Consider the following 26,348-nt stretch of genomic DNA (forward strand, 5'->3'; position numbering starts at 1 on the left):
GGCCGTTCAGGCCAACATATTGATAGTATTGGGGATGTTGTATGGGAATGCGAAGCGGTAAGCGCACAACACTGATTTGGTTAGCGGTCTGTATCCAGCCATTGCTGCTGTCTGATGCATGGGCGGCGTGGGGGCGCTCGGATACGGAAACGGCCCGGCAAATCAATCCACAAAAAATCGCGCAAGGCGATGAGTTGCCTAATCTCAGAGGGCGCGATCCTGGCCTTGCCGCCAGCGCCACGCCGCCTGCCAATCTGAATATCACCCAGGCGGTGCAGCGCGCCGTTCAGTGGTACCCAGACATCGGCACGCAGGCCGGTAAGCTGATGAGTACCGCGGAAAAAATCGACGTCGCCCGCGCCAAATACTACCCGCAAATTAGCGCTGGCTTGAATAACGGCGTTACCAACAGCTATTCCAACCACGGTAACGTGCCTTCAGTGGTGCTGTCGGTTTCTCAGATGCTCTATGATTTTGGCCTGACGGACAGCGCGGTGCGTGAAGCCAACGCTGCGGTGGCGGGGCAACAGGCTATTGTGTTGTTAAGTATTGATAAAGTGGCCCACGATACCGCCGCCGCGCTGGTTCAGGTTCAGGGCTATCAGGAGCTGGTGGCGATTGCGGAAGAACAGCTCAGCTCGCTGCAACAGATTGGCAAGCTGGCGAATGAACGTAATAGCGAAGGGGCGAGTTCGCTCTCCGACGTCGTGCAAACCGACGCACGTATCGAAGGCGCGCGGGCGACGCTGGCGCAGTACCAGGCCAATCTGGAACGCTGGCGGGCGACGCTCTCGACCTATCTGGGCTGGAATAATATCGCAAGAGTCAGCAATGAGTTCCCGCAAAATCTGGGCAAGTCCTGCAGCGTAGCTTCCGTCGATGACCAACTGGTGCCATCGGTACTGGCGGCGCGAGCGCAGGTTAATCAGGCGGCGGCGCAGCTGGCGGGAGCGGAAGCGCAGATGAAACCGACGATTTCGGTGGAATCGGATGTCACCCACTATCTCAACGACCGCTATGCCAACAGCGAACAGCTCGATCGCACCCAATACTCAGCCTATGTGCGGGTCAAAATGCCGATTTATCAGGGCGGCGGGCTGACCGCCAACCGCGATGCTGCCCAGTACAGCCTTGACGCAGCGACGACGGCGGTGCGCAGCGCCCAGCTCGAAGTGCGTCAGCAGCTCAGCGCGGCACAAAACGCATCGGTCAGCCTCGAACAGGCGCTGCAGATCCAGGCGCGCCAGCAGCTCCTGACGCAAAAAACCCGCGAGCTGTACCAGCAGCAATATCTCGACCTGGGATCGCGTCCTTTCCTGGATGTGCTGAACGCCGAACAGGAAGTCTATCAGGCACGCTTTACCCAACAGGAAACACAAAGCCAGCTGCGCACCCTACAGCTTGACTGTCTGTACAACACCGGGCGCACCCGCCAGCAGTTTGCGCTCAATAACCAATCCATTCAGGGTGTGGAGATCCAACCATGACCGGGAAGAGCTCTATTGCCGAGCAGGAGACGCTGGACGCCCGTGCGCTCAATGATTGGGTTGCCGTCATCAGCCAGGTCGCGACGCACTATCGCCTGTCATTTTCCCCCGGCGGGCTGCAGGCGATGGCCCGCTGGCAGTTGGGTAAACCGCTGAGCGTTGCGTTAAACAACATGGCGCGCCACGTAGGGCTAACGGCGAGGCGGCTGCATGAGAAACGCGACGACGTCTCCGGCTGGCGTTTGCCACTGGTGGTACAGCTCAAGGAAGGGCAGATAGGGATCATTCACAGCTTTGATGGTCAGGAAAACGTCGGGGTCAGCTTTACCCGCGATGCCAACCTGATTGTCACTCAGTCGCTGGCCGGGCTGCTCGACAGTATTCAGGTGGTGGTGGCGTTTCGTCCGGCGTCAATGGCGCGCGACAGCCGCACCGAAGAGTATCTGGCGGCATTTAATCCCGGCTGGCTAAATGCGCTGGTGAGAGTCAAAAGTAAGCCTTACTGGCACGTAATGCTGGCTTCACTGATCATCAACGTGCTCTCCATGGCCGGGATTATTTTCTCGATGCAGGTCTATGACCGGGTGATCCCGGCGCAGTCCTACCCGACGCTGTACGTGCTGTTTATTGGCGTGCTGATTGCCGTGGCCTTTGGATTTGCCATGCGCCTGATGCGTAGCCACGTCAGCGATATTCTCGGTAAACAGGCCGATATGCGTATTTCTGACCGGGTATTTGGCCATGCCCTGCGGCTGCGTACCAGCGTGGTGCCGCGTTCAACAGGTAGCTTTATCTCCCAGCTGCGCGAGCTGGAGTCGATCCGCGAAATGGTCACCTCGACCACCGTCTCGGTCATCGCCGATCTGCCATTCTTCTTCCTGTTTTTACTGGTGATGGCGATTATTGCCCCGCAGTTAGCATGGATCCCGCCGGTAGCTGCGCTGGTGATGATAGCCCCGGGCCTGCTGCTGCAAAAAAAACTGGCGGACCTCGCCAACGAGAACGTCAAAGAGTCAACTCTGCGTAACGCCGTGCTGGTGGAAAGCGTGCAGGGGCTTGAGGATATCAAGCTGATGCAGGCTGAAAACCGCTTTCTGCAGCAGTGGAATAGCTACATTCGTATCACCGCTCAGACCGGGATGAAGAGCCGACGATTGACTCAGGGGCTATTGGCCTGGGGAAACACAATTCAGGGATTGGTGTATGCGGTGGTGATCGTGGTGGGGGCGCCGATGGTGATTGGCGGCGATATGACCACCGGGGCAATCGTCGCCGCATCGCAGCTCTCTTCACGCATGATCGCGCCAATGGCGGCGCTGTGCGGAGTGCTGGCGCGCTGGCAGCAGGCGAAAGCGGCGAAAGGTGGTATTGATAGCATTATGCAGCTTCCGGTGGAAAACGGCGGTGATTCCCAGCGCCTGCACCGTGATGTGCTGCACGGCAACTATCAGTTTGCCGATACCGCATTCCGCTACCGCCCCGACTCACCGACGGTCCCTCTGAGGGTGGCTAAGCTTGAGATCACCGCCGGGGAGCGTATCGCCGTGCTCGGCCGCAACGGTGCGGGAAAATCGACGTTTCTTCAGGCGTTGATTGGCGGCGTACCGCTGGAACAGGGCGAGCTGCGGCTTGATTCGCTGAGTCTGCCGCATATTGATGTTGCCGATCTGCGACGCAATACCGGGCTGATGACGCAAAATGCCCGGCTGTTTCACGGCACCTTGCGCGATAACCTGACGCTGGGAGCGCCGCAGGCGCGCGATGATGAAATTTTTGCGGCGCTGGAGATGTGCGGTGCCGATGTGCTGGTGCGCAAATTACCGCACGGGCTCGACCATGTCGTGATGGAAGGTGGGCTAGGGCTTTCCGGGGGGCAGCGTCAGTCGATCCTGTTGGCGCGTCTGATGCTGCGCGATCCGAATATCGTGCTGCTTGATGAGCCGACCGCATCGCTTGACGAGCATACCGAGCGTGATTTCCTCGACCGATTGCGTCAGTGGCTGGCCGGACGCACCCTGATTATTGCAACCCACCGCAGCGCCGTGCTGTCTGTCGTGGACCGGGTGCTGGTGCTGAAAGATGGCGCGCTGGTGATGGATATGCCGAAAGAGAAGGCGATGGCACCGAGAAGCGCCGACGATGCGGAGGTGAATAATGAAAGACGACCAGCCTGAAACCGCCGTCATGCTTCCGGAGCAGGCGCCAATTCCGACACCGGCTAACGCCCAACCGCTGAACTGGAACGGCGATCACGGTGAAAACGACCTGGATAATCAAAGCCTGTCAAAATCTGGACGCATAGTGACCTTATGTGGCCTGCTTCTGTTGGTGGCCTGGGGATGGGCGTCATTCAGCACCCTGGATGAAGTCTCGACCGGTACCGGCAAGGTGATCCCCAGCTCGCGTGAGCAGGTTCTGCAATCGCTGGATGGTGGCATCCTCGTGGCGCTCAACGTGCGTGAAGGGCAGCGAGTGGAAGCGGGCGAAGTGGTTGCCCGTCTTGATCCTACCCGCTCGGAGTCAAACGTCGGTGAAAGCGTGGCCCGCTATCAGGCGGCGCTGGCCGCCAGCGCGCGGCTCTCGGCGGAGGTTAACGAACTGCCGCTGACTTTCCCCCCTGAGCTTAAAAATGCGCCGCAGCTGGTGGCGTCGGAAACGCGACTGTACAACCTGCGGCGTAGCCAGTTTACTGATTCTAAAGCGCGAGTGGCGGATTCTCTTTCAGCGGTCAATCGTGAACTGGAGATCACGCGACGGCTGGCGAAAACCGGGGCCGCCAGCAGCGTGGAGGTGCTACGGCTGGAGCGGCAGCGCTCCGATCTTCAGCTTAAAATTCTCGACCTGCGTTCTCAGTATTTAGTACAGGCGCGTGAGGAGCTGGCGAAAGCGACGGCTGAGGCTGCCTCTCTGGCTGAGATCATCCGCGGGCGAACCGACAGCGTGACGCGTATGACGGTGCGTTCGCCGGTAAAAGGCATCGTCAAAAAGATCAAAGTCAACACCCTGGGAGGGGTGATACCTCCCAACGGCGAATTGATGGAGATCGTGCCACGGGATGACCATCTGCTGATCGAAACGCGCCTGTCGCCGCGCGATATTGCCTTTATCCATCCCGATCAGCAGGCGCTGGTGAAGATCACCGCTTACGACTACGCCATCTACGGCAGCCTGAAGGGCGTCGTGGACAGTATTTCTCCGGACACCATCCAGGATGAGGCGAAGCCGGAAGTTTATTACTATCGGGTATTTATCCGTACCGAGCATGATTATTTGCAGAATAAAGCCGGTAAGCACTTCAATATTGTGCCGGGAATGATCGCCAACGTGGATATTAAAACCGGCGAAAAAACGGTGATGGATTATCTGGTGAAACCATTTAACAAAGTTAAAGAGGCCCTGCGTGAGAGGTAATGGCCGTGCTGAAGACCAGCGAAGGCTGACGCCGTCCTGGTTCAGACGCTGAGCGCTTATCTTTTTTCCAGTTGCTGAAACAATGCGGTCAATGAATTATGGAGCCCTTTGAGACCGGGTAAATTTAACGAATTTAAATAATAATTGTTCAATAGTCGCGTTCTCTCCATCTGACTTAGCGCGACGCAGGCCCGATGAATATCACTGTGTTTGGCAAAAATATCATCGACATCTGTCGTCTGAAAATGTACTTCCCTTAAATGGCAAATAACTCGCTCAATGCTGTAGTTATTTATTTGATGTATGGAATGAACTTCAGAAAGGCTGATGCCTTCTGGCATATCATCTTTAATAACAATAGGTTGGAAGTTTTCTATCACTGAAAGGATATCCGTGCTTTCGGCATCGTGAGGCGTTAGGTCGCCTGAAAGAATAAGAGTGTGTAGCTTACGCATAAATAACCGATTGAAATAAAATGAGGGGGTATTATCAATATTTATTATGCTATTTCAATTATTGATTTGTTTAAATAAAAATATCGCTAACCACCTGATGCTAACGTATTGTTTTCAGGCTATCATGCCTGCCGCAATTTCTATTGCGGATATCTTCAGCGTAGCTTGAATTGGGCTGATGCTGGTCTAAGCTAAAATAAGCCTGACCGGCGACAGACATTTTACTCTAAAAATAACGATAATTTTTATTCTGGGTGAGAGTCATGAACAGGGGTATGCCCGGCTTTTGGTCGCCAGTTTTTCTGCGTGTCGGCAGCGTTGCTGCGGGCGGTTATCGCTTTTCTACGTGGCGTTGGGTCGCGGCGCTTATCATCTTTTTATTCTGCTGGCGTGCTGAAGCCGCCAGTATGATTGATCCTGAAGACGGTATGCTTGATATGAGCCGTTATCTTCAGGACAACCCCTACGGCTTTCTGCCGGTTCCCGTGGTCATTACCGAGCCTGCCGTGGGCTATGGTGGCGGTGCATTTGGTCTGTTTTTGCACGGTAAGGGCCACGAGGGTAACGGGCATTTCATTCCCCCGGCCATCAGCGCCTTTGGCGGCGGGGCGACGCAAAACGGTACCTGGTTTGTTGGCGGCGGCCATCGCCGAACCTGGCGGGAGGATCATATCCGCTATTTGGTGGCGGGGGGCTACGCCAACATTAATCTCGATATCTATACCGGCGACATTATCGGTTTTGGCAACAACAACGCTATCCATAGCGAAACCAAAGGCTACGGCGGAATGCAAAAATTGCTCTTTCGCCTCGGTGATACTCCCCTGTTTCTCGGCGGCTCGCAGACGTGGGCAAAGATGGACATTTCGGCCAGCGATAATCCATTGGTCGATCGGGTGTGGCGTCGGGTGCTGGGCGAAAGCAGTATTTCATCCAGTTTTGGCGTGGTGGCGGAATACGACACGACCGACAACTTCTTCTGGCCGCAGCGCGGGGTATCCTTCAAAGGGGAGTATCAGTTCTACGGCCAGGCGTTGGGGGGCGATTATCGTTACGATTTACTCACCCTTGATGGCAAAGTTTACCTGCCGCTAAACCCTTCCTGGACGCTGTCACTGGCCGGCAGCTATCAGACCCTGTCACAGCAGGATAAGCATCTGTCGCCGATGGCGCGTCCCTACATCGACCTGCGTGGCATCTCACGCTATCGCTATCAGGGAACCGATGTCAGTACCGTACAAACGCAGTTGGCCTGGCAGGTGACGCCGCGCTGGATTGTGCAGGGGTTTATTGGCGCCGGAAGCGCCGTGGACAGCACCGATGAGCTCTATCACTCCGCCGAAGTTGGATGGGGAACAGGATTTCGCTACCTGATTGCGCGTGAATATGGGCTACGCACCGGCATTGATGTTGCCTTTAGTGAGCACGAGCAGGCGCTCTATTTTAACGTTGGCTCCGGGCTGTAACTCACCGCCAATCCTGATGGGGAAAAGATACGATGAGATGGATAAGAATAAGAACCGTCGTGCCGCTGCTGCTCCTTTGCGGAGTCGCCCACGCCGAGGATGCTGGTGATGGGCGCACGTTCCCGATATGGGGCGATGAGGCGCGGGCGCGCGGGTACGCCATCCCGCTACCGTTCGGTATAAATCTTAACTACATGAATATGCGGCAGAATATTGATGTTGATAGCATCAGCTTTTCGGGGCTGGCGCTGGGCAATCATCCTATTCCTTCCGACATGTTTAACATCGATGCGGGTCATACCCGCGAGCAAAGTAAAACGGAAACGCTGCGCCTCGATATGTGGGTCTTTCCATTTCTGAATGTCTACGGCCTGGTGGGACATTCGCGCGGATCGTCCGTCTCAAACGTTTCGGTTGATGCGGATCCTTCGCGCTACAGCGGAATCGATCGTCTGATTGCGGGCTCTGTACATCGGTTGTACGAGAACGGTTCTCTACAAAATATTGATTTCACGCTGGATTTTAAGGGAACCACCTTGGGGACGGGGATCACCCTTGCCGGAGGGGTGGGTAACTGGTTCACGCTGGTGGATACCAACTACACGCGTACCGATTTCAATATTCTAGACGGTAAAATCTCGGCGCTGACCGTTTCACCGCGCGTCGGGTATCGCTTCAATTTACAAGGGCCGTGGGGACCATCGCACCTGAGCGTATGGCTGGGCAGCATGTATCAGGATGTGCAGCAGGAGTTTAAAGGCAGCCTTGCCGATTTGAATATGCCCGCTTCGCTACAGCCGCTGATTGACGCGGTTAATCAGAGCGGTGAAGGGCGCTTTGCGGTAAAGCAACGGCTCACCTCTCCGTGGAATATGCTGGTTGGCACACAGTATGAAATCACTCCACGTTTCAACCTGCTTACTGAGATCGGCTTTAATGAGCGTAATAGCTTTTTTATCGCCGGTGAATATCGCTTCTGATGAAAAGCTATTTCGGTGCCCTGGTGAGCCTGTGTTTGCTGGCGACGTGGCCAGCAGCCGCCGTGACGCTGGATCGCAAATCGGTTGATGCCCTGCTGTCAACGCTGGGCGCCGATAATCAGTACGATCCGGCAAAAGGGGTGAACTGGAGCGTTTTGCCCGGCCCTTTTTATACGCCGGAACTCAAGCTCGGCCTCGGCATGGCGGTAGCCGGTATTTATCGGGTCGATCCAAATGATCGCCGTACGCAGAACTCGTCGCTGTCTTTTACCGGTTTTGTCAGCAGCAGCGGGGCGCTCGGGCTGGGGCTGAATAATTACACCTTTTTTAGCGCCGATCGCTGGCGCCTATTCGTTGATGGTTCCGTTGCCAAAGTGCCCACGGGTTTCTGGGGGATTGGTTATGACGCCGCGCAGGGCAGTGAACAGCACTACACCAATAATTCATTGCGTCTGCGGCCGGTCCTGATGCGCGAAGTGGTGAAAAACCTCTATCTCGGCGCTGGCTGGGATTTTTCATCGATGCAGGCAAACGTTGACAACCCCCATCCCGGCGACACGTTTTCGCGCAATCATGCGGCATCATCGCCTCTTTCTTCTGGCGCTACGGCTAGCCTCCACTATGATTCCCGCGATGTGGTCACGCGTCCCGAGCGGGGGCAGTTCTTCAAGGCAGAATACACGTGGTTCGATCCTGCCGTGGGTTCCGATAGCCATTTCAGCGCGACCGAACTGCAATACGACAGTTATCATTTACTGAATGAAAAAACGGTACTGGCTTTTGACCTGTGGGGGCGCTTTACGCGCGGCGATGTGCCCTGGGATATGCTTTCACTGGCCGGGGACGACAGGCGTCTGCGTGGCTACTATCAGGGGCGTTATCGGGACAATGATGTGGTGAGTGGACAGATAGAATATCGACGGAAGCTAGACTGGCGTCATGGATATGTCCTTTGGATTGGTGCAGGAGCGTTGGGGGACGATATCAGCGACCTCGGCCATCATCCGCTGCTGCCAACGGCCGGCGTAGGCTATCGTTTCGAAGTGAAGCCTGCCATGAATATTCGTTTGGATCTGGGTTTTGGCAAAGAGAGCGCCGGATTTTATTTCCAGGTCGCGGAGGCATTCTGAATGGCGAAATGGTGGATGTTTTTACTGCTGCTTACGGCGGGTGTGCAGGCCGATGCCCCCCTTTTCCCGACAAAAAAAGCAGAGGCTATCTCACCGGTAGCCGGCCAACTTTCGGCCCCCGAATCGCTGCGACCGTGCTGTGCCTTTGGCTACGATCTCCACGTCCGAGCCGTGGGCGTTCCAATCCCTATTTATCAAATCGGCAACGTGTTGACGCTGGAAACCCTCGGCCATCATCAATATAACGACAGCGCGCTGGGGGCAGTGAAAAATCTGGTCGGCCTGAGCGAAGAGCATAATGGGCTTATCTACACCCACCGCGGCGGGTTTATTGATATTGCCCATGTTCGCGATACGGCGGATAACACCTTTTTTATTTTTAGCCAGCTCTACCCCAAGCTTGGCCAACGCTGGCGGTATTTCTACAGTAATGAACTGGGCGTCCGTCGACTCCAGTTTAATGGCTTTACTCCGCCAGCATCGCTAACGCAGCGCTATACGCTTGCGGCGTGGCTATCAGGGTATGTCGCTTTTCAACTGGCACAGTGGCATGAAATTGCACAGTGGTATGGTTTTCAGTCGGTGCCGGGTTTCTCGGAAGAGATATCGGCGTTCTCTCCGGAAGATCTCTACTCCAATCTGCTGGGCGCACGGCTCGCCATCACGGTGATCCTTCAGGGCAAGGCCGGTTCCGTGGCGGAGTATAACATCGCGATGACCGGCGAATTAAGCCGGGCGCTGCAAGGCCTGGGTGCCGTGAGCCAAAGTGAAACGGAAAGTAAATTCCGCGAACTGGACGGCGACTGGTGGAACAGCAAGCGCCGGGTGCCGGATAAATTTCTGGTGCTAAAGCGAAACTACAGCCTGGATAACCATCGCCTACCGACGCCGGTCGCGTTTGAAAAAGCCGCACCGTACCAAATAACCTTCCCGGCAGCGGTGGTGGGGTATCCGCTATCGCAACTGGGTGAACTGCAAATTTACCCCGGCAATGAGATGCAGCAATTGCCGGTACCGGCCTCATTTTACACTTGGTCACAATTTCAGGCGCTAGCCGATAAGGCTCAGGCATCTGATAACGTGCAACTGCAGCGGATGCAAAAATAAGTTATGTCTTAGTGGTGATTATTTATCAGGGTAAGTACGAGATTATTATGAAGTTTGTTTAACGGCAGTAAACGCTAAATATCGTTATTTATGTGGCACAGAAGGATAAGTTCAATCAGGAGGAGCAGGGTAAAATGCCGGTTTTATAAAAAGCAGTGATTTTTATGATTTTAATTAATTTACTTTTGCGCGTGATTCTTTTCGCTCTGGCTGTCGTGGTCGTCGTACTGTGTCTGCATGTTGATGTTAATATCCTCAAAAATGGCCTGTCGGAAACCTCCTTTACCGAGGTGGTACAAGAGTCGATTCTCTTCATCATCGTCCTGATTCATCTGGTTCGTGCGCGGCGAGACGGCGCCATGAGACAATGTAACGTGTTGATTGCAGGCTTTTTCCTGGCCATGCTTATCCGTGAGTTGGACGCCGTTTTTGACCTTATTCGCCACGGGAGTTGGGTCTGGTTTGCGCTGTTCGTCAGCGTGGCGAGCATCCTGTATGCCGTGCGTGATCCTGCGCGTGTCGCCCGGCAGCTAATAGCTTATACCAGCACGCCTTCCTATGGCGTGATGGTCTCAGGCCTGCTGACTATCTTGATATTCTCCAGACTTTTTGGCATGTCGATGCTGTGGCAGTCCATTTTACAAGAGGGCTACGTGCGTATTGTTAAAAATATGGTTGAAGAAGGCGTCGAGCTGTTTGGCTATATTCTGTGCTTAGGCGCATCGGTTAATTTATTGGGCGGAAAGCGCTCTTCCTGAAAATGGAAAGGCCAATTCCGCAGCGCTGAAATAATATTCAACTATCGATAAGATAAATATTATTTAATATTCGATAGTTATGGCGGTTCCTTCGGGAGCCGCTTTTTTTATGGGGGGAAGGCAATCGTTTGTTTTGCGCCGCTTATTGATTGCGGGTAGGATGCTTCGCGGCGGTTTTATCCCTACATAGAATGACGGGAAAAACCCTGTGGCCGTTGCGGACAGTCGTTCCTTCTCGCGCGGCCAAATGTATTCCTTTAATCAGACAGGTAACAGGGAAACGATGGAAACACAAAACACACAGGCTGCGGAGCAACACGCGGCAAAACGGCGCTGGCTTAACGCCCACGAAGAGGGCTACCACAAAGCGATGGGCAACCGTCAGGTGCAGATGATCGCGATTGGCGGTGCTATTGGTACCGGACTATTCCTCGGCGCTGGTGCACGTTTGCAGATGGCCGGCCCGGCGCTGGCGCTGGTCTACCTGGTTTGCGGTATTTTCTCCTTCTTCATACTGCGCGCGCTTGGCGAGCTGGTTCTGCACCGTCCTTCCAGCGGTAGCTTCGTCTCTTATGCACGTGAATTCCTCGGCGAAAAAGCCGCCTACGTCGCCGGCTGGATGTATTTCGTCAACTGGGCGATGACCGGTATCGTCGATATCACCGCCGTGGCGCTGTATATGCACTACTGGGGCGCTTTTGGTGATGTACCGCAGTGGGTCTTCGCGCTGGGGGCGCTGGCTATCGTCGGCACCATGAACATGATTGGCGTGAAGTGGTTCGCCGAAATGGAATTCTGGTTTGCGTTAGTGAAAGTGCTGGCCATCGTGGTGTTCCTGGTGGTCGGGACCGTCTATCTGGGCAGCGGAAAACCGTTGGATGGCAACGCCACCGGCTTCCATCTGATCACCGATAACGGCGGCTTCTTCCCGCACGGCCTGCTGCCTGCGCTGGTGCTGGTGCAGGGCGTGGTGTTTGCTTTTGCCTCTATCGAGCTGGTGGGAACCGCGGCCGGGGAATGTAAAGACCCGCAAACCATGGTACCGAAGGCGATCAACAGCGTTATCTGGCGTATTGGCCTGTTTTACGTAGGTTCCGTGGTGCTGCTGGTTCTGCTGCTGCCGTGGACGGCGTATCAAGCGGGACAGAGCCCGTTTGTGACCTTCTTCTCGAAGCTGGGCGTACCCTATATCGGCAGCATCATGAATATCGTGGTACTGACCGCCGCGCTCTCCAGCCTGAACTCGGGCCTCTACTGCACCGGACGAATTTTGCGTTCGATGGCGATGGGCGGTTCTGCACCGAAATTCATGAGCAAAATGAGCCGCCAGCACGTACCGTATGCGGGCATCATGGCGACGCTGGTGGTGTATGTAGTGGGGGTATTCCTCAACTATCTGGTACCGTCTCAGGTGTTCGAAATCGTGCTGAACTTCGCATCGCTGGGCATTATCGCATCGTGGGCGTTTATCATGGTTTGCCAACTGCGTCTGCGTAAAGCGATCAAAGAAGGGCAGGCTGCGGATGTCAGCTTTAAGCTGCCGGGCGCACCGTTTACTTCCTGGTTAACGCTGCTGTTCCTGCTGAGCGTGCTGGTGCTGATGGCGTTCGATTATCCGAACGGCACATACACCATTGCCTCTCTGCCGCTGATTGCCATCCTGCTGGTGGCTGGCTGGTACGGCGTGCGTAAGCGCGTGGCGGAAATTCACCGCACTGCACCATAATCATCAGCCCGGAGAGCATGCTCTCCGGGCTGTCTTTCTACACCATTTCTTGCGCGCTAATTCTGCTCTGCGCCACCCTTAAAACATCTTGAATCGATACTCGATAATCGCTTCCGACGAGAGCGTATGCGTGCGGGTATAGTGTCCATCGGTTAATACCGGCGTTTTACCGCTCATCTTATAAGACCATCCCGGGCCAAACATTAACCACACGGTGAGATTTTTCATCGGTGCAGAAGACGGCGTCCAGCGGGTGAAGGCGTTAATCTCGCCGCTGCGGACGTGATTATCCTTGTAGTTAAACTGCGCGATATTACCGGCAAGACCGACCGCAAGGTCCGGCGTCAGTTTGTATTCCGAAATATTGGCCAGCACCAGCTCACCGTCGCGCATATAGTCATCGCCGGCATAGGCCATCGAAATAAAAGTACCGCGTGAGTTTTTACTCATATGGCGCGGATAGAAGCCAATTTCATTTTCTTTTTTAGCGCTGGTATAGCCGACGCCAAATTTGCTGCTCCAGTGGTCGGCTTGCCATAACGCATCAATGGCAAAATGCCAGGCGTTATTATCAAAATCACGCTTACTGGCCGGCATGGCCAGATACTCATCTAACGCGTGAGTGGCGTAGGTTTGCGTGCCAATAGTCAGGCGTTCTACCGGCCTCAGCTTGGTAAACAGCAGATGGCGGCGCAGGTAGTTTGCACTCTCGCCGTAGCCATACTGGGCGTCAAAGAGATCACTTTTCCACAGCACTTCGCCGCTGGCGAGATGGTCTATCTTGGCCCCGGTATTGGTCTGGAACTGTTTTTTGTCCGGCGAGTTACGGTCCATCGAATTTTCAACGTAGGCACCGCGCAGGGTAAGGCCACCATAGTTTACGCCGCCGCTGATCCCCGAGTAGGTGGTCGGGGAGAGGCGGGTTGAAGTTGAAATCACGCCATAGTTCTTCAGCACCTGCCAGCCCCAGCGCGCATCAAAATGCGCGTCGGCAAGAGAATATTTGAGCTTAATATTACGCTGGCCAAATTTCGAGAAGCCTTCAGCATTACTTTTCTTATTGCCATCACCGTTGTTATACAGCACGCCGCGCGAGTTGAAATAGTCGCTGGCGCCCAGCTTGACTGCGCCATAGTACACCGCGTCAAAGCCGATAAAATCAGCGAAATAGCCCGACTGATAATCCACGGCAACCCCTTGACCCCAGGCGTTGTGGACATGCTTGGGATTGGCGTTTTCTTCCTTCAGATATTTCCAGTAATTCTTAAATGACAAAGTCATTGTGGAGTCGCTAAACAGTGGGTTGGTTAGCAATGAATTGTTAAGCCCATCGTTATCGATGGCCCATACCGACGTGTGACATCCCAGCAATAATATTGCTGCTGCTATTGTATTTATTTTCATGTGATATCCCAGAATAAGGCCGCGGTAGCAATGGCTACCGGCCGGCCTGAAAGATAAAAGGGTATTACTGTGCGGCTAAATTCTTTTTCCCGGCCTCAATGTATTTCAGTGTGCCAATTTCCGGAACGGAGTACTGGCCATTTTTATAGGTTATTTTGACTACCGCCGCATTGGCGAGAGGCTTATTTCTCTCCGGCGATGTGGTTAAATCTGAGATCATAATTTGCATTGAGGTCCCAGAGGAGATCGCTAATACATTTGTATCGCCGTTAGCTTTTGCCTGTTCGACGATCGTGGCAAGCGCGGCCTGGGTACGCTTTTTAACCTGCGCATAGTTTTCCGCCAGTCCCTTTTCGTCGGCCTTGGCCAGCGCATTTTGTGAGTCTTCGACCGACAGGGTTCCCGCCTTCATGGCGCTGAACAGCGCAGCGCTATCAGCAAGCCCCAGCGCTTTGGCTCCGGCCTGGGCCATATCTTTATTAAAACCGCCTTCAAAGCCGCCAAAGAAGGCTTCGCGCAGCCCAGGTAGCTCGTTGAGGTGGTAATTTGTTACGCCCATCTGCTGAGTAATGACGGCCATGGTTTCCCGCTGGCGGCCGGCGTCACTGGAGTAAAAGCGATCAAATTTGATCCCCTTTAAGCCTTCGCCCAAATAACGCGCCACGCGAATACCGTCCTGCGTCAGCGGGGTATCAGCCCACCCCTGTACGCGATCAAAGGTATTAAACAGCGTCTTCCCATGGCGGGCGAAGTAAATATTGATGGTGTCATCGTGCGCTGAGGGGGCGGTTTCTGCGGCTGAGCAGGTCATTGCACCCGTCAATGCCAGCAGACCAATTAATAATCTCTTCATCAGATTTCCTTTTTATTTTTTGCTACAAAAACAAAAAACCTGCATCCCTTTCCGAAAGCGATTAGCGTTATCGGAAGGTGATGCAGGTTTTGCCTGTTATATACAGTAACAATCCAGTTTTTCGGCAAGATATCAGCAACAGAAATTGATGGCATCCATTTTTAATAACAGAGGATGATATCTGTGATCTTCTTCATATATTAATAGGGACTGTACTAATTAAGGAGTAATCACGCAGGTAAAGTAAAATAATCGGCGAGGGATGAGAGTCGAATCTTAATCTGTTTTTAGATTTGAGTCACAGAGGTTGAAATTTGCTGTGGACTCGACGCCGCATAACGGGTAATTTCCAACGCTATATCAGGATTGCTACTGAATAAGGCAAAACCTAAGACATTCGTTGCGCAGGGTGACTGTGACGAATGTCTTAGGTTTTTTTTTGCTTTTAAAACTGTTCAAAAATAGCACAGAAGGAATAACAATGACGTTCTTCAAAATTATCGCCTCACTTTTTGCATTATTCGCGTTTTCCGTACAGGCCAGTCACGCGCCGCTGAAAATACTGATCGTCAATGACGACGGCTGCGAATCACCGGGCAGCACTTCGCTGCAGGATAAGCTGACAGCCAAAGGTTATGACGTGTGGATGGTCGCGCCGGCGACCAACCAGAGCGGCATCGGCTCTGCAATTACCTTTAAAACGGGGAAAACTTTTGATGTGAAAAAGGTCGCCGAAAAGCGTTACTGCTTCCCCGGCACGCCGGCTGACTCCGTGGACTTCGGGCTGCGTGGATTATTGAAGGATGCCGCTCCCGATCTGGTTATTTCCGGGGTGAACGACGGCCCCAATACCGGGATGGCGCAGGTGAACTCCGGTACCGTCAGCGCTGCCGCCCGCGCGGTTCGTTACGGTGTGCCGGCCATCGCGGCTAGCATCGGCTATGTGTTCAGCGAAGAGGAGATGAAAAACCACTGGCCAAGTACGCACAAATACTGGCCGGAATCGGTCGACTATGTGGTGGGCGTAGTGGATAAACTTAATGCCAAACGCGTAGCCGACAAGCCGCTGTTGCCTGCGGGCAGCGGGCTCAGCATTAACTATCCGGCGCTGGCTGCGGCTGAGATCAAAGGGGTGCATTATATCGAGAATGAGCCTTTCCCGGTCCCACAGATTGGCTACGAACTGCAAAAAGATGGGACCGCTAAACAGACGATGAATCCTGAGGCGCTTAAGCCAGTGCTTGACGATACCGACTCCGGCTGGCTCAACAAAGGCTACATCACTTACACCGTGTTTGATGGCATGTGGAATGCGCCGCAGTATGAAACTCAGTACCGCCAGTTGCTGAACTGATCGTTGTCGCCCCGCCGGCCCCCTCAGACATTCCGGCCGCGCAGGGCGATGACTAAAAGCTCATCGCCAGTCCCACCCCGTAACCGCTGGTGCCGTTGCCAAACATATAGCGCGCCACCAGTCGGGTACGGGTGATAAACACCGGATATTGACTGCTGTCCATCTCAATCCCCACGCCCACCGAACTCAGGCTATCAAAGCCGAGTTTTCCTCGCTGCTCGCCAAGGTATTCGGTATGTGCCCCTTCGAGCACGTAGCGCACCGGACTTTTCAGTAGCGTCCAGTCGAAAATCGGCGCACGGCGACGCACATACAGCCCGAGGTTTTGCGCGCTGGCGCTACCGCTCACCGCGCTGGAGGTATTGCCGAAGGTTTGTAGACTCATCCCGGTATAGCGCAGCTCAATATCAATATCCTGCTTAGCCGAGAGAAGTTCATAGTCGAGCATTAGAGACCCCCCAGCCCATAGGCGTTAAGCCTGCCGCCGTCGAGAAAGTCGTAATCGGCATTTTGATGCCGTTCCAGCGCCCAGGCACCGACCCGCAGATCGCTGGCCATGGTGCCGAGCATGACGTTAGCGATAGGGCGAAGCACCAGATTGCCGCCCCAACGGTCACGGTACAGGCTAAAATCCCAGCCGATACCGCCGGTGGTGGTGAGACTGTTCCATTTGGTGGGAATGCGCCGGCTTTGGCTCCCGTCGCTAATGACGAACTGCGGGTCGTATCGGCTGTAACCCAACGCCCCTTCGAGATACAGCGGGAAGGACTCTCCCATCGTGGCACCGCCGCCAAACTGGGTAATGGCCAGCTCACTTTTGTCGTCCGATCCGGAGCCGATATTGAGATCGCTGGCGGTAATATCCGGCACAATCATAAAGCTCATCAATGTCAGCACCGCATCGGCGCGCTGTTTGATGCGATGACCGTCTGCCGCTTGCGCGTCAAGGCTAAAGGTGAAGGCGGTCATCAGTAGCAGGGCGAGGCGAGGGAGTGCTGAGTTCATCAGTGGTGCCGCCTCTAAGTGGGAGATGATTCTAACTATAGAATCAAGCTGGCGCTCTCTCCACACGGCAAAAGCAGACAAAACCTTACAAGGAACACCTTGCACATAGATTTCTATTGTTTATGATTCGGCTGTTGTGAACCGTCTGGAAAATTATGCGTAATCGTCAGCGCCTTGCGAAATGGTTTTTGATATTGACCTGCCTTGCCATGCTAATTTGTATGGTTCAGCGGGCGGTCTATCTGCACCATTTTTTACAGCAAGCCGCTAACCCGGTACAGATGCTCTCGGCCCCTGCGCCGGATGACGCCTCCGCCGGCCCTTCACCGTGCCAGCTTAGCGCCAGCTCGCTGCTTTGTACTCAACCCGTCTTCTTTGATGGCGCACTGCCTGCCGTCATTCTCTTCCTGGCCTTGCTTCAGCTGTTAACTCAGCCACGGGCGTTCGTCTTTCGAGACATCCCCGTCCGGCCGCCTACGCTCCGAATTCATATTAAACACTGCGTCTTCCGTGAATGAATAACCGTCGTTAACGCGATTTTTTATTCAATTTACGGAGAAAACTGATGCTGAATATCTTCAGGGGATTCGTCCTCCTGTTGCTGTCGTGTATGGGCGCGGCCCATGCGGCAGATACCGGGTGGCTAACGTCACCGCAAAATGATCACGCCCGGGTACGTTTCCAGGCGGAAAGAAGCGACAACCAACTGTACGGATTGCTAACCGTCGAGCTGCAATCGGGATGGAAAACCTATTGGCGTTCGCCGGGAGAGGGCGGCGTTGCGCCGGAAATTCACTGGCAGAATGGCGAAAAGGCGCAGTGGTACTGGCCGGTGCCTTCACGGTTTGACATCTCCGGGTTGACCACGCAGGGCTACCACAAGCAGGTGACGATCCCGATGATTATCACCGGCGGGCAAAGCGATGTGCTGACGGGGACGCTGACGCTGTCCACCTGCAGTAACGTCTGCCTGCTAACGGATTATCCGCTGCGGCTGGATTTCAATCAGCCGGTGGATGCCCATTTCCAGGACGCCTTCGAACAGGCGATGCGCACCATCCCTGCCGAGAGCGGGATCTCAAGCGATCTCAGCGCTCATCTGGCGGGCAGTCATCTGGTGATCACCGGCACGACTGACGGTGAATGGCGCGACCCGCAAATTTATTTCGATCCGCTAGAGGGCGGTTTCATCCCCGGTGACCCGACGCTGAAAAGCCGCGGGGCGGAGCTGGTGGTGACTGCGCCGATCACCGATGAGTGGGGCGATAACGCGACGACGCTGGCGGGGAAATCGCTCTCCTTTGTCCTCAGTAATCAGGGAAAAGCGCAGCAGGTATTCCTGACGGTGGGGGCGGATCAAGTGGCTTCTGGCGCGCTTGACGCAATGCCGACAAACCTTGTGCAGATTCTGCTGTTTGCGCTACTCGGTGGGCTTATCCTGAATCTAATGCCGTGTGTCCTGCCGGTGATGGGGATGAAACTCAACTCGGTGCTCCAGTGCGGAACGGATAAACGGCGGATCCGCCTGCGTTTTCTGGCGACCAGCGCCGGCATTCTGACTTCATTCGCGCTGCTGGCGGCGATGGTCACCGGGCTTAAGCTCACCGGCGCCGCGCTGGGGTGGGGGATCCAATTCCAGAACCCGTGGTTTATTGGCCTGATGGCGGCAGTCACCTTTATCTTTGCCATCAATCTGTTTGGCCTGTTTGAGATGCTGCTGCCATCGTCGATAAGCGGGCGGATGGCCACCGCCGGGGGCAACGGCGTGGTGGGCAGCTTCTGCGAAGGGATTTTCGCCACGCTGCTGGCGACGCCGTGCTCCGCGCCGTTCCTCGGCACCGCCGTGGCGTTCGCGCTGGCAGCACCGCTGCTGGATCTGTGGCTGGTGTTCATGCTGCTGGGATTGGGGATGGCGCTACCGTGGCTGTTTGTCGCACTGGTGCCGAAAACCGCGCTGCTGCTGCCGCGTCCCGGCCCGTGGATGAAAAGCCTCAAAATTCTGCTCGCGCTGATGATGTTGGCCTCAAGCCTATGGCTCTCCTCGCTGCTGGCCGGGCATTTGGGAAGCCTTATCAGCGGCATGATTACCTTCATTCTGACGGTAGCAGCGCTTTTGGCCTTCATCTTCAGCGTAAAGCGCACCGCGCCGCTCTTCTGGCTGGTGGTGATTGTGCTGGCCGCCTTTGGTGGCTATCAGCTACGCGGGCTGTGGCAGGACGATGTTGGCACTTCCGCCGCTGCGCCCGGTGAACAAATTGCCTGGCAGCCGCTCAGTGAAACGGCAATTACGCGCGCGCAGGCCGAAGGGAAACGCGTGTTTGTGGATATCTCCGCCGACTGGTGCGTGACCTGCAAAGTGAATGAACACCGGGTGCTCAATCAGCCGGAGATTATCGCGGCGCTAAACCAGCCGGACGTGGTGGCACTGCGCGGCGACTGGAGCCAGCCTTCCGGGCTGATTACGTCGTTTCTGCAACAAAGAAACCGCTATGCAATCCCCTTCAATCAAATTTATGGGCCAGGACTGACGGACGGCGAAATTCTGCCGCCGCTGATCGATAAGCACACCGTCCTAAACACCCTCAAGAATGCAAAAGGTTAATTAACCATGAAAAAAACGCTTCTCTCACTGTTTCTGCTTGCCGTATCACTGCCAACATTGGCGGCGCCCGTGCTGACGGCCGCCCAGGAGGCTCGGGTACAAGAACTGGTGCAGGAAACCTTGCTCAAGCATCCGGAGATTCTGGCCGCGGCGGCAGAAAAGCTCGACCAGCAGGACGCACAGGCCAATCAGCAAATCGTGAATAAGGTGATTGCCGATAACAGCGATTTCCTGTTCCGTGATGCCAATTCACCGCGTATCGGCGCGGAGCATCCCCGGCTGACGCTGGTGGTTTTTACCGACTACAACTGTCCCTATTGCAAGAAATTCGACCCGTATCTGGAACAGATTGTCGCCAAATACCCTGACGTCGCGGTGATATTTAAATTCCTGCCTTATCGCTCGGAAAGTTCGGTAACCGCCGCGCGCGATGCGCTAACCGTATGGCGATCGCATCCGCAGCAGTTTATTAAGTTCAACGACATCCTGATGACTAAAAAAGGCTATCACGATGATGCCAGCATAACGGCGGCGAAAAAGAAAGCGGGCGTGGTGGTTGATGAACCGGACAGCCAAAGCTTCGAAACGATTAAGAAAAGTCTCGCGTTGGCGCAACAGCTGGGAATTCAGGGGACGCCCGCGACGCTGATAGGAAATGAACTGCTTTCAGGCTGGGTTCCCTTCGAACAGTTTGATGCTATGGTCAGCGATGCGCTGAAAAAACAGTAAATCCGTATGCGGGGGGAGGTTGCCCCCGTTTTATGAGGTGTGATGATGAAACGTATGATCTTAACCGCGTTCTTGATGGCCCCGATGCTGGCCTGTGCGCAGAATGCCGTCCCCGATATCATTAAGCGCTTTAGCGAACAGCAGAATATTACTGATGTGAAAGCCGTCGATGCGCCCGGTGGCGTCAAAAGCTGGGTTGGACAATATCAGGACATGGGGGTCAATCTCTTTTTGACGCCCGACGGCCAACATGTGATTTCCGGCTACCTATATGATGCGCAGGGGAAAAATCTCAGCGAGGGATATTTCAAAGAGCAGATCTATATTCCGCTCGGCCGGGAGATGTGGAAAACCCTCAATGCGACGCAGCCGCTGAAAGAGGGGCCGGATACCGCCGCCAGAAAAGTGTTTGTGTTCGCCGAACCGTTCTGTCCTTACTGTAAAGTGTTCTGGTCCGCCGCTCAGCCTTGGGTCGCCGCGGGGAAAGTGCAGCTCAATACGCTGATGGTGGCATTTTTAAATCCAAAAAGCGGGCGCTACGCCACGGCTATCCTCAATGCGCCGGATCCGGTTGCGGCCTGGCGCGACTATGAGCTGTCCGGTGGCAAGAAACTGCCGCATTTTGAAGGCGCCACGCCGCGTGCGACCTTTAATCAGCTCCAGCATCATCAAAAGCTGATGGATGATTTAGGCGCCAATGCAACGCCGGCAATCTACTACATGAACGCCAACAATGAGCTGCAGCAGGTGGTGGGAATGCCGGATGAAAAACAACTGGTGGAGATGTTTGGACCTCGGCCCTGAGTGCATGTATGAGGCGACAGGCGTCAGGAAATATTAGCGTAGGCGCCGCTTGACGATAAGTGAGGTGCTGCCGGCGAGGCATTTCCGGCAACACCTCTATAATTCGAAGTCTTAGGATTTTCCTAGTAACTTATTGATCACCGGCGTTAATACCATCACCAGCGTGACGAAGACGGCCAGCAGTATCGCCGAAAGTAATTTATGGTTGTTGATGTTGTTAAGTATCATCGGCAGAGTCAATTTATTCCTCCTCCTGTAATGAGTAATGATAGGCATTAGCGGGATTAATTACCCCAGACATGAACGAAATTTAAGCCAATGGAGAAAATGACCCATGCCAGAAGAAGATATCGGCGCTTATCGTTTCGCGATTCGAGAGCGGAATAATAGTTGGCGCTATAAAATGTTGAGGCAATTATCGATAGGGTGACGACCAGATGCCACACATGTTCTCTGATGCCAATCAGCGCGCTGATCGCGCCAAAGCACAGTACGATGGCGATACCGTTGAGCGCATTGCACATCAACCACCCCCACAGGCTGGACGGCCTGGAGAACATTTGTTCAAGTCTTAAAACCAATGATTGATTCACCCTGTGAATATTATGGCTGCATAAAGTGCTATTTAAATAACCGCACAGTGTTGACCAAAATCAATATTACTGGTGAGGATGGGAAATAAGTTAAAAAATGACTTAAATCAAATTGGCATAAATACGGTTAACCCGTCGATATTTTGTTTTTTATGCTTTAACACTTCGTGTCGTTAATATAAATGACTAACTTAATAACACCATGAACTCAGAAACATCCTAACGTATTTTTTATGAATGATGACTCAGCGTATTTTATCAGGTTATTGTGAGGGACTAAATAATCACGTGAAAAATTATATTAACCATTCATCCTGGTAGCCGAATAATAATCTGCGGTTGGAAAGGCGTTGGGGTGCACACGGCGATGCTTAAACCGTCTAATTGTCGGTCGGCAACAAACGGGCCCTCGCAACGGTTGCTGTCGACGTGGGCCATCTGCCAGACGCTGTCACCGCGCTGTTTGATGATAGCCTCTTTCCGGGTCCAGATTTGCCAGAAAAGGGCCAGTTGGTGCTCCGCTGGCGCGCTGGCAACTTGCCGTTGCTCAGTAGGGCTGAAAAGTGTCTCTACCAGCGCAGGCCAGTTTTTTCGGGGGCGGATGACTTCAATATCGCAACCGACATCCCCTTCATCGCTGAGGAATAGCGCAATATTATCGCCGCTATGGCTGAGGTTAAACCACAGCGGCGTGCCCGCCGTGAAGGCCGGTTTACCCTGCGCGCCGTAGACCATGTCCGGCAGCGGTGAAATCACCTGGTGCAGCATCACGCGTCCGGCCAGCCAATTCGCACGGTTGGGGCCGGTTGGTGCGCGCCTGGCGACAGCAGGCGGCAGCTCAGCGCCGCTTAGCTGCGATACGTAGCCGAGGAAAAGCTGGTACATGCTACGGCCAACGTCGAATGACGAGCGAGGTGTTGATGCCACCGAAAGCAAAGTTGTTGCTTTGCAGGAACTCGCACTCAAGCTGGCGCGCTTCGCCTATGATGTAATCCAGCACACCGCACTGCGCATCCGGCTGGCGTAAATTGAGCGTGGGGGCAAACCAGCCTTCACGCATCATCTGCAAACTCATCCATGCCTCCAGCGCACCGCAGGCCCCCAGGGTGTGGCCAAAGTAGCTTTTCAGCGATGAGATAGGCACGTTTTCGCCGTAAATGGCCGCCGTAGCCTGACTTTCAGCGATATCACCGCGATCGGTTGCCGTACCGTGCGCCGAAATATAACCAATATCCCGCGCGCTCAAGCCCGCCATTTTTAACGACTGTTCCATACAAATCTGCATCGTTTCACGCTGCGGCTGGGTAATATGCGCGGCGTCGCAGTTGGTGGCAAAACCAATAATCTCGCCGTAAATGGTCGCACCGCGCGCTTTGGCGTGCTCCAGTTCTTCGAGAATCAGCGTGCCTGCGCCCTCGCCAATCACCAAGCCGTCGCGCTGGACATCGAACGGGGCCGGCGTGGTTTTTGGTGCGTCGTTGCGCTGGCTGGTGGCGAACAGAGTATCAAATACCGCCGCTTCCGAAGGGCACAGCTCTTCTGCACCACCGGCGACCATTACCGTTTGATAGCCGTGGCGGATAGCTTCCCAGGCGTAACCAATGGCCTGGCTACCGGAAGTGCAGGCGCTGGAGGTGGGGATCACCCGTCCGCGTAGCCCAAAAAACAGCCCGGTATTCACCGCCGCGGTGTGCGGCATCATCTGCACGTAGGTGGTGCCGGTAATATTGCGGGTGTGTTTTTCGGTCAGCATGGTGGCGAACTCGCTGACCGAATCGGTACTGCCGGTAGAGGAGCCGTAGGCAATGCCGGTCTCGCCGCCGGTCAGCACCGGATCGTCAATCAGCCCGGCCTGCTCAAGCGCCAGCTCGGTTGCGCGGGTAGCAAGACGTGACACGCGGCCCATCGCGCGAATGCGCTTACGGGTGTAGTGAACCGGCAGAGTGAAGTCATCAATCGGTGCGGCGAGCAGGGTCTGTAACCCATCATAGATTTGCCATTCCGGCATCGCGCGCACCGCATTTTCGTACTGCAACAGTTTGGACGAGACTTCCTGCCAGCCGTTGCCAAAAGCGGTTACGCCACCCATGCCGGTAATCACCACGCGGCACGTCATAGCATCCCTCCATTGATGGAGATCACCTGACGCGTGACGTATCCCGCGATATCCGACATCAAATAGCTGGCAAGCCCGGCGACCTCTTGCGCTTGGCCCATGCGCTTCATCGGGATCATCGACATCGCTTCTTTGAACGCAGTCTCTTCCATCTCAATCATGCCGGTATCAATCAGCCCTGGAGCGATACAGTTGACGGTAATTTTGCGTTTTGCCAGCTCGATGGCCAATGCTTTAGTTGCGCCGATAATCCCGGCTTTCGCGGCGCTGTAGTTCACCTGGCCGCGGTTACCCATCACTCCCGACACGGAGGACAGAGTGATAATACGTCCTCCCCGCCGGGCGCTAATCATCGGCATCATGCACGGTTGAATCACGTTATAGAAGCTGTCGAGGTTGGTATGGATCACCGCATCCCAGTCATCGTCGCTGAGCGCAGGAAAGGCCGCATCGCGGGCGATCCCGGCGTTACTGACTACACCGTACCAGGCACCATGTTCGGCAAGATCGTTGTCCAGAACCTCGCGACACTGCGCGCGATTGGCCACGTCAAAGGCCAGCAGACGGCCTGCGCCGCCGGCGGCAATAATGGCGTCCAGCGTCTGCTGCGCGCCTTGCGCATCGCGGTGGTAATGTACGCCGACCGTAAAGCCGTCCGCTGCCAATTGCAGGGCGATAGCGCGACCAATGCCTTTACTGGCGCCGGTCACCAAAACTGAACGACTCATGCAGACACTCCTTGTTGAAATAGAGTATGAAGTTCTTCTGGGGTGGGCTGGAAAGTATTGATGCGCCCGCTGGCGAGCGGCGTTTGGCCCGACTCGATCGTACATTCAAAGCTGCCGAAGCGCGCATCCTGCATCAGCCGCTGGGTCGTGATGGTGAGTGTTGATCCGGCGGCAAAATGGCCGGCTTCACAGTGCAGATCGCGCGCGCTTAGCACCATGCCTAAGGCGATGTGCGTTTCACCACGCTGATGGCGGTGCCAGCCGGACCAAACGCCAACGGTCTGCGCCATCACTTCCAGCGCAAACCAGCCGGGCAGGTTGCCCTGGGCGTTGAGGAAGGGCGCCAGCACGCCGTTTGCCGATACCGTCACCCGACAGGTGGCGGCCTCATCGCTCACCTCAACCACCTCATCCAGCAGCATCATTGGTGCATCGTGCGGCAGATAGTCGCCGGGCGGTAAATAGGATTTCATCACACTCTCCCGAGCAAAATGCTGGCGTTGTTGCCGCCAAAAGCAAATGAATTGGATAGGATCACCGGACGGGCTAGCGGCTGCGGCGTGGTCAGAATCCCACAGCGCGGCAGCGTCTCATCCCACGGCGACTGGCTGAACTCCTGCGGTGGTAGCGGCAGATGGCGTTGCAGGATCAGCATACTGAGGGCCGCCTCGGTAATGCCGGCGGCTCCCAGCGTGTGGCCGGTCAGATGTTTGGTTGAGCTGCACGGCACCGTTTCGCCAAACAGCGCGTGCACCACGGCGGACTCAATCTGGTCGTTGAGCGATGTGGCGGTGCCGTGCAGATTAATATAGCCCACCTGCTGCGGAGCTATGTCCGCATCGCGCAGCGCTTGTTCAATGGCGCGGATGGCGCCTTCGCCCTGCGGATGCGGCGCGGAGATATGGTAAGCATCGCTCGACTCACCAACGCCCAGCAGCGCAATGGGCTGGGGTTCACGGGTCAATAGCATCAGCCCCGCCGCCTCACCGATGGTGATCCCCCGGCGGTCGCGGGCAAACGGCTGGCATAGCGTGGGGGAGAGCGATTCCAGGCTGTGGAAGCCATTAATCGGCATTCGGCTCAGCGTATCGGCACCGCCGACAATCGCCACGTCCGCCAGCCCCGCCTCAATCAAACGACGGCCGCTGATGATTGCCCGCGCGCTGGAAGAACAGGCGGTGGATAGGGTAAATGCCGGGCCGTCCAGCGCCAGCCATTGGCTGAGAAAACGCGATGGGTCGCCCAGCTCCTGCTGCGGATAGCGCCAGTCGATACTTGGGTGGCCATTTAGCGTCAGGTTTACGTGCTTATCGCCTTCGTCCAGCCCGGAGGTACTGGTGCCGAGCACTACCGCCACGCGATCGCGGCCAAAGCGCGCAATCGCGTCATCCACCTGCGGCTGTATTTGGGCCAACGCGACCATCAGTAGCTGATTATTGCGCGAACGATGGGCGCTAAACGCCTCAGGAATCGGCGGCAGATCGGCGTCCACGCCGCCAAATGTCGCCTGCGGCTGTCCCTGTAACCAACCTTCGCGCGGGCGCATACCCGGGGCGATACCGCGCGCCAGATTGGCGGCGATCTCGTCGGCACCGTTACCCAGGGCGTTAATCAGACCGACGGCGGAAATGTAGATCATC

The 26,348-nt window shown here is 55.2% G+C and carries 24 protein-coding genes and 1 pseudogene; 14 read left to right on the forward strand and 11 right to left on the reverse strand.

Annotated features, from left to right (window positions below; genetic code table 11):
* Window positions 1-41: 41 nt before the first annotated feature.
* From KCR01S_RS03565 to KCR01S_RS03575, 3 genes are read left to right on the forward strand one after another with little or no spacing between them, the layout of a single operon-like run.
* The gene (locus KCR01S_RS03565; RefSeq protein WP_082767927.1) at window positions 42-1,487 is read left to right on the forward strand and encodes a TolC family outer membrane protein; all 1,446 of its coding nucleotides are present in this window, start codon (window positions 42-44) and stop codon (window positions 1,485-1,487) included.
* Entirely contained in the window at window positions 1,484-3,661 is a 2,178-nt protein-coding gene (locus KCR01S_RS03570; protein WP_061279785.1) for a type I secretion system permease/ATPase, read from the forward strand. Before KCR01S_RS03565 ends, KCR01S_RS03570 begins: the two co-directional genes overlap by 4 nt.
* Window positions 3,642-4,898, forward strand: a complete 1,257-nt coding sequence (locus tag KCR01S_RS03575; protein ID WP_167348808.1) for a beta-barrel domain-containing protein — start codon at window positions 3,642-3,644, stop codon at window positions 4,896-4,898. The genes KCR01S_RS03570 and KCR01S_RS03575 overlap by 20 nt, the downstream gene beginning before the upstream one ends.
* A gap of 56 nt (window positions 4,899-4,954) precedes the next feature.
* On the opposite strand, the gene KCR01S_RS03580 is transcribed toward KCR01S_RS03575, so the two are convergent.
* Window positions 4,955-5,353: a hypothetical protein gene (locus KCR01S_RS03580; protein WP_061279786.1), complete on the reverse strand. Its 399-nt coding sequence runs from the start codon at window positions 5,351-5,353 to the stop codon at window positions 4,955-4,957.
* A gap of 407 nt (window positions 5,354-5,760) precedes the next feature.
* Here KCR01S_RS03580 and KCR01S_RS03585 point away from each other — a divergent pair, with 407 nt between their 5' ends.
* From KCR01S_RS03585 to ansP, 6 genes are all read left to right on the forward strand, one after another.
* Window positions 5,761-6,819 carry a BamA/TamA family outer membrane protein gene (locus tag KCR01S_RS03585; protein WP_233269646.1) on the forward strand — a complete coding sequence of 353 codons (1,059 nt, stop codon included), beginning with the start codon at window positions 5,761-5,763 and terminating at the stop codon, window positions 6,817-6,819.
* Window positions 6,820-6,851: 32 nt separating this feature from the next.
* Window positions 6,852-7,799 (forward strand): porin family protein, encoded by a 948-nt coding sequence (locus KCR01S_RS03590; protein WP_061279787.1) that lies wholly within the window; start codon window positions 6,852-6,854, stop codon window positions 7,797-7,799.
* Window positions 7,799-8,929, forward strand: a complete 1,131-nt coding sequence (locus KCR01S_RS03595; protein ID WP_061279788.1) for a BamA/TamA family outer membrane protein — start codon at window positions 7,799-7,801, stop codon at window positions 8,927-8,929. The genes KCR01S_RS03590 and KCR01S_RS03595 overlap by 1 nt, the downstream gene beginning before the upstream one ends.
* Window positions 8,930-10,036, forward strand: a complete 1,107-nt coding sequence (locus tag KCR01S_RS03600; protein ID WP_061279789.1) for a DUF4056 domain-containing protein — start codon at window positions 8,930-8,932, stop codon at window positions 10,034-10,036.
* Window positions 10,037-10,200: 164 nt separating this feature from the next.
* A complete protein-coding gene (locus KCR01S_RS03605; protein WP_061280017.1) occupies window positions 10,201-10,794 on the forward strand; it encodes a hypothetical protein in 594 nt (197 codons plus the stop codon).
* A 283-nt stretch (window positions 10,795-11,077) separates the two neighbouring features.
* Entirely contained in the window at window positions 11,078-12,520 is a 1,443-nt protein-coding gene (gene ansP, locus KCR01S_RS03610; RefSeq protein ID WP_061279790.1) for an L-asparagine permease, read from the forward strand.
* A 78-nt stretch (window positions 12,521-12,598) separates the two neighbouring features.
* On the opposite strand, the gene KCR01S_RS03615 is transcribed toward ansP, so the two are convergent.
* Window positions 12,599-13,924 (reverse strand): OprD family outer membrane porin, encoded by a 1,326-nt coding sequence (locus KCR01S_RS03615; RefSeq protein WP_061279791.1) that lies wholly within the window; start codon window positions 13,922-13,924, stop codon window positions 12,599-12,601.
* 64 nt (window positions 13,925-13,988) lie between these two features.
* Window positions 13,989-14,777 (reverse strand): histidine phosphatase family protein, encoded by a 789-nt coding sequence (locus tag KCR01S_RS03620; protein WP_061279792.1) that lies wholly within the window; start codon window positions 14,775-14,777, stop codon window positions 13,989-13,991.
* A gap of 481 nt (window positions 14,778-15,258) precedes the next feature.
* Here KCR01S_RS03620 and surE point away from each other — a divergent pair, with 481 nt between their 5' ends.
* Window positions 15,259-16,131, forward strand: a complete 873-nt coding sequence (gene surE, locus KCR01S_RS03625) for a 5'/3'-nucleotidase SurE (protein WP_061279795.1) — start codon at window positions 15,259-15,261, stop codon at window positions 16,129-16,131.
* 52 nt (window positions 16,132-16,183) lie between these two features.
* Here surE and KCR01S_RS03630 read toward each other — a convergent pair.
* Window positions 16,184-17,100: pseudogene (locus KCR01S_RS03630) on the reverse strand (hypothetical protein).
* A 191-nt stretch (window positions 17,101-17,291) separates the two neighbouring features.
* Between KCR01S_RS03630 and KCR01S_RS03635 the strand changes: the two are divergent.
* Genes KCR01S_RS03635 through dsbG form a run of 4 tightly spaced genes read left to right on the forward strand, consistent with a single transcriptional unit; the run spans window position 17,292 to window position 21,271 of the window.
* Window positions 17,292-17,654: a hypothetical protein gene (locus tag KCR01S_RS03635; protein ID WP_061279798.1), complete on the forward strand. Its 363-nt coding sequence runs from the start codon at window positions 17,292-17,294 to the stop codon at window positions 17,652-17,654.
* A 47-nt stretch (window positions 17,655-17,701) separates the two neighbouring features.
* Window positions 17,702-19,738, forward strand: a complete 2,037-nt coding sequence (locus KCR01S_RS03640; protein ID WP_061279800.1) for a protein-disulfide reductase DsbD family protein — start codon at window positions 17,702-17,704, stop codon at window positions 19,736-19,738.
* A gap of 6 nt (window positions 19,739-19,744) precedes the next feature.
* Entirely contained in the window at window positions 19,745-20,467 is a 723-nt protein-coding gene (locus tag KCR01S_RS03645; protein WP_061279801.1) for a DsbA family protein, read from the forward strand.
* A 45-nt stretch (window positions 20,468-20,512) separates the two neighbouring features.
* Window positions 20,513-21,271: a thiol:disulfide interchange protein DsbG gene (gene dsbG, locus KCR01S_RS03650; protein ID WP_061279803.1), complete on the forward strand. Its 759-nt coding sequence runs from the start codon at window positions 20,513-20,515 to the stop codon at window positions 21,269-21,271.
* A gap of 111 nt (window positions 21,272-21,382) precedes the next feature.
* On the opposite strand, the gene KCR01S_RS25770 is transcribed toward dsbG, so the two are convergent.
* The 7 genes from KCR01S_RS25770 to KCR01S_RS03680 form a co-directional block, all read right to left on the reverse strand.
* Complete coding sequence (locus tag KCR01S_RS25770) at window positions 21,383-21,511, reverse strand: hypothetical protein (protein ID WP_258527384.1); 129 nt, start codon at window positions 21,509-21,511, stop codon at window positions 21,383-21,385.
* Between the two features lie 44 nt (window positions 21,512-21,555).
* The gene (locus KCR01S_RS03655) at window positions 21,556-21,795 is read right to left on the reverse strand and encodes a hypothetical protein (protein WP_061279806.1); all 240 of its coding nucleotides are present in this window, start codon (window positions 21,793-21,795) and stop codon (window positions 21,556-21,558) included.
* 378 nt (window positions 21,796-22,173) lie between these two features.
* Window positions 22,174-22,749: a 4'-phosphopantetheinyl transferase AcpT gene (acpT, locus tag KCR01S_RS03660; RefSeq protein ID WP_061279809.1), complete on the reverse strand. Its 576-nt coding sequence runs from the start codon at window positions 22,747-22,749 to the stop codon at window positions 22,174-22,176.
* A 1-nt stretch (window position 22,750) separates the two neighbouring features.
* Window positions 22,751-23,980: a beta-ketoacyl-ACP synthase gene (locus tag KCR01S_RS03665; protein ID WP_061279811.1), complete on the reverse strand. Its 1,230-nt coding sequence runs from the start codon at window positions 23,978-23,980 to the stop codon at window positions 22,751-22,753.
* Entirely contained in the window at window positions 23,977-24,708 is a 732-nt protein-coding gene (locus tag KCR01S_RS03670) for a 3-ketoacyl-ACP reductase FabG2 (RefSeq protein ID WP_061279815.1), read from the reverse strand. Before KCR01S_RS03670 ends, KCR01S_RS03665 begins: the two co-directional genes overlap by 4 nt.
* Complete coding sequence (locus tag KCR01S_RS03675) at window positions 24,705-25,181, reverse strand: hotdog family protein (protein WP_061279818.1); 477 nt, start codon at window positions 25,179-25,181, stop codon at window positions 24,705-24,707. Before KCR01S_RS03675 ends, KCR01S_RS03670 begins: the two co-directional genes overlap by 4 nt.
* Window positions 25,181-26,347, reverse strand: a complete 1,167-nt coding sequence (locus tag KCR01S_RS03680) for a beta-ketoacyl-[acyl-carrier-protein] synthase family protein (RefSeq protein WP_061279821.1) — start codon at window positions 26,345-26,347, stop codon at window positions 25,181-25,183. The genes KCR01S_RS03675 and KCR01S_RS03680 overlap by 1 nt, the downstream gene beginning before the upstream one ends.
* Between the last annotated feature and the right edge of the window lies 1 nt (window position 26,348).

Source organism: Kluyvera cryocrescens NBRC 102467, from assembly GCF_001571285.1.
Taxonomy (GTDB): domain Bacteria; phylum Pseudomonadota; class Gammaproteobacteria; order Enterobacterales; family Enterobacteriaceae; genus Kluyvera; species Kluyvera cryocrescens.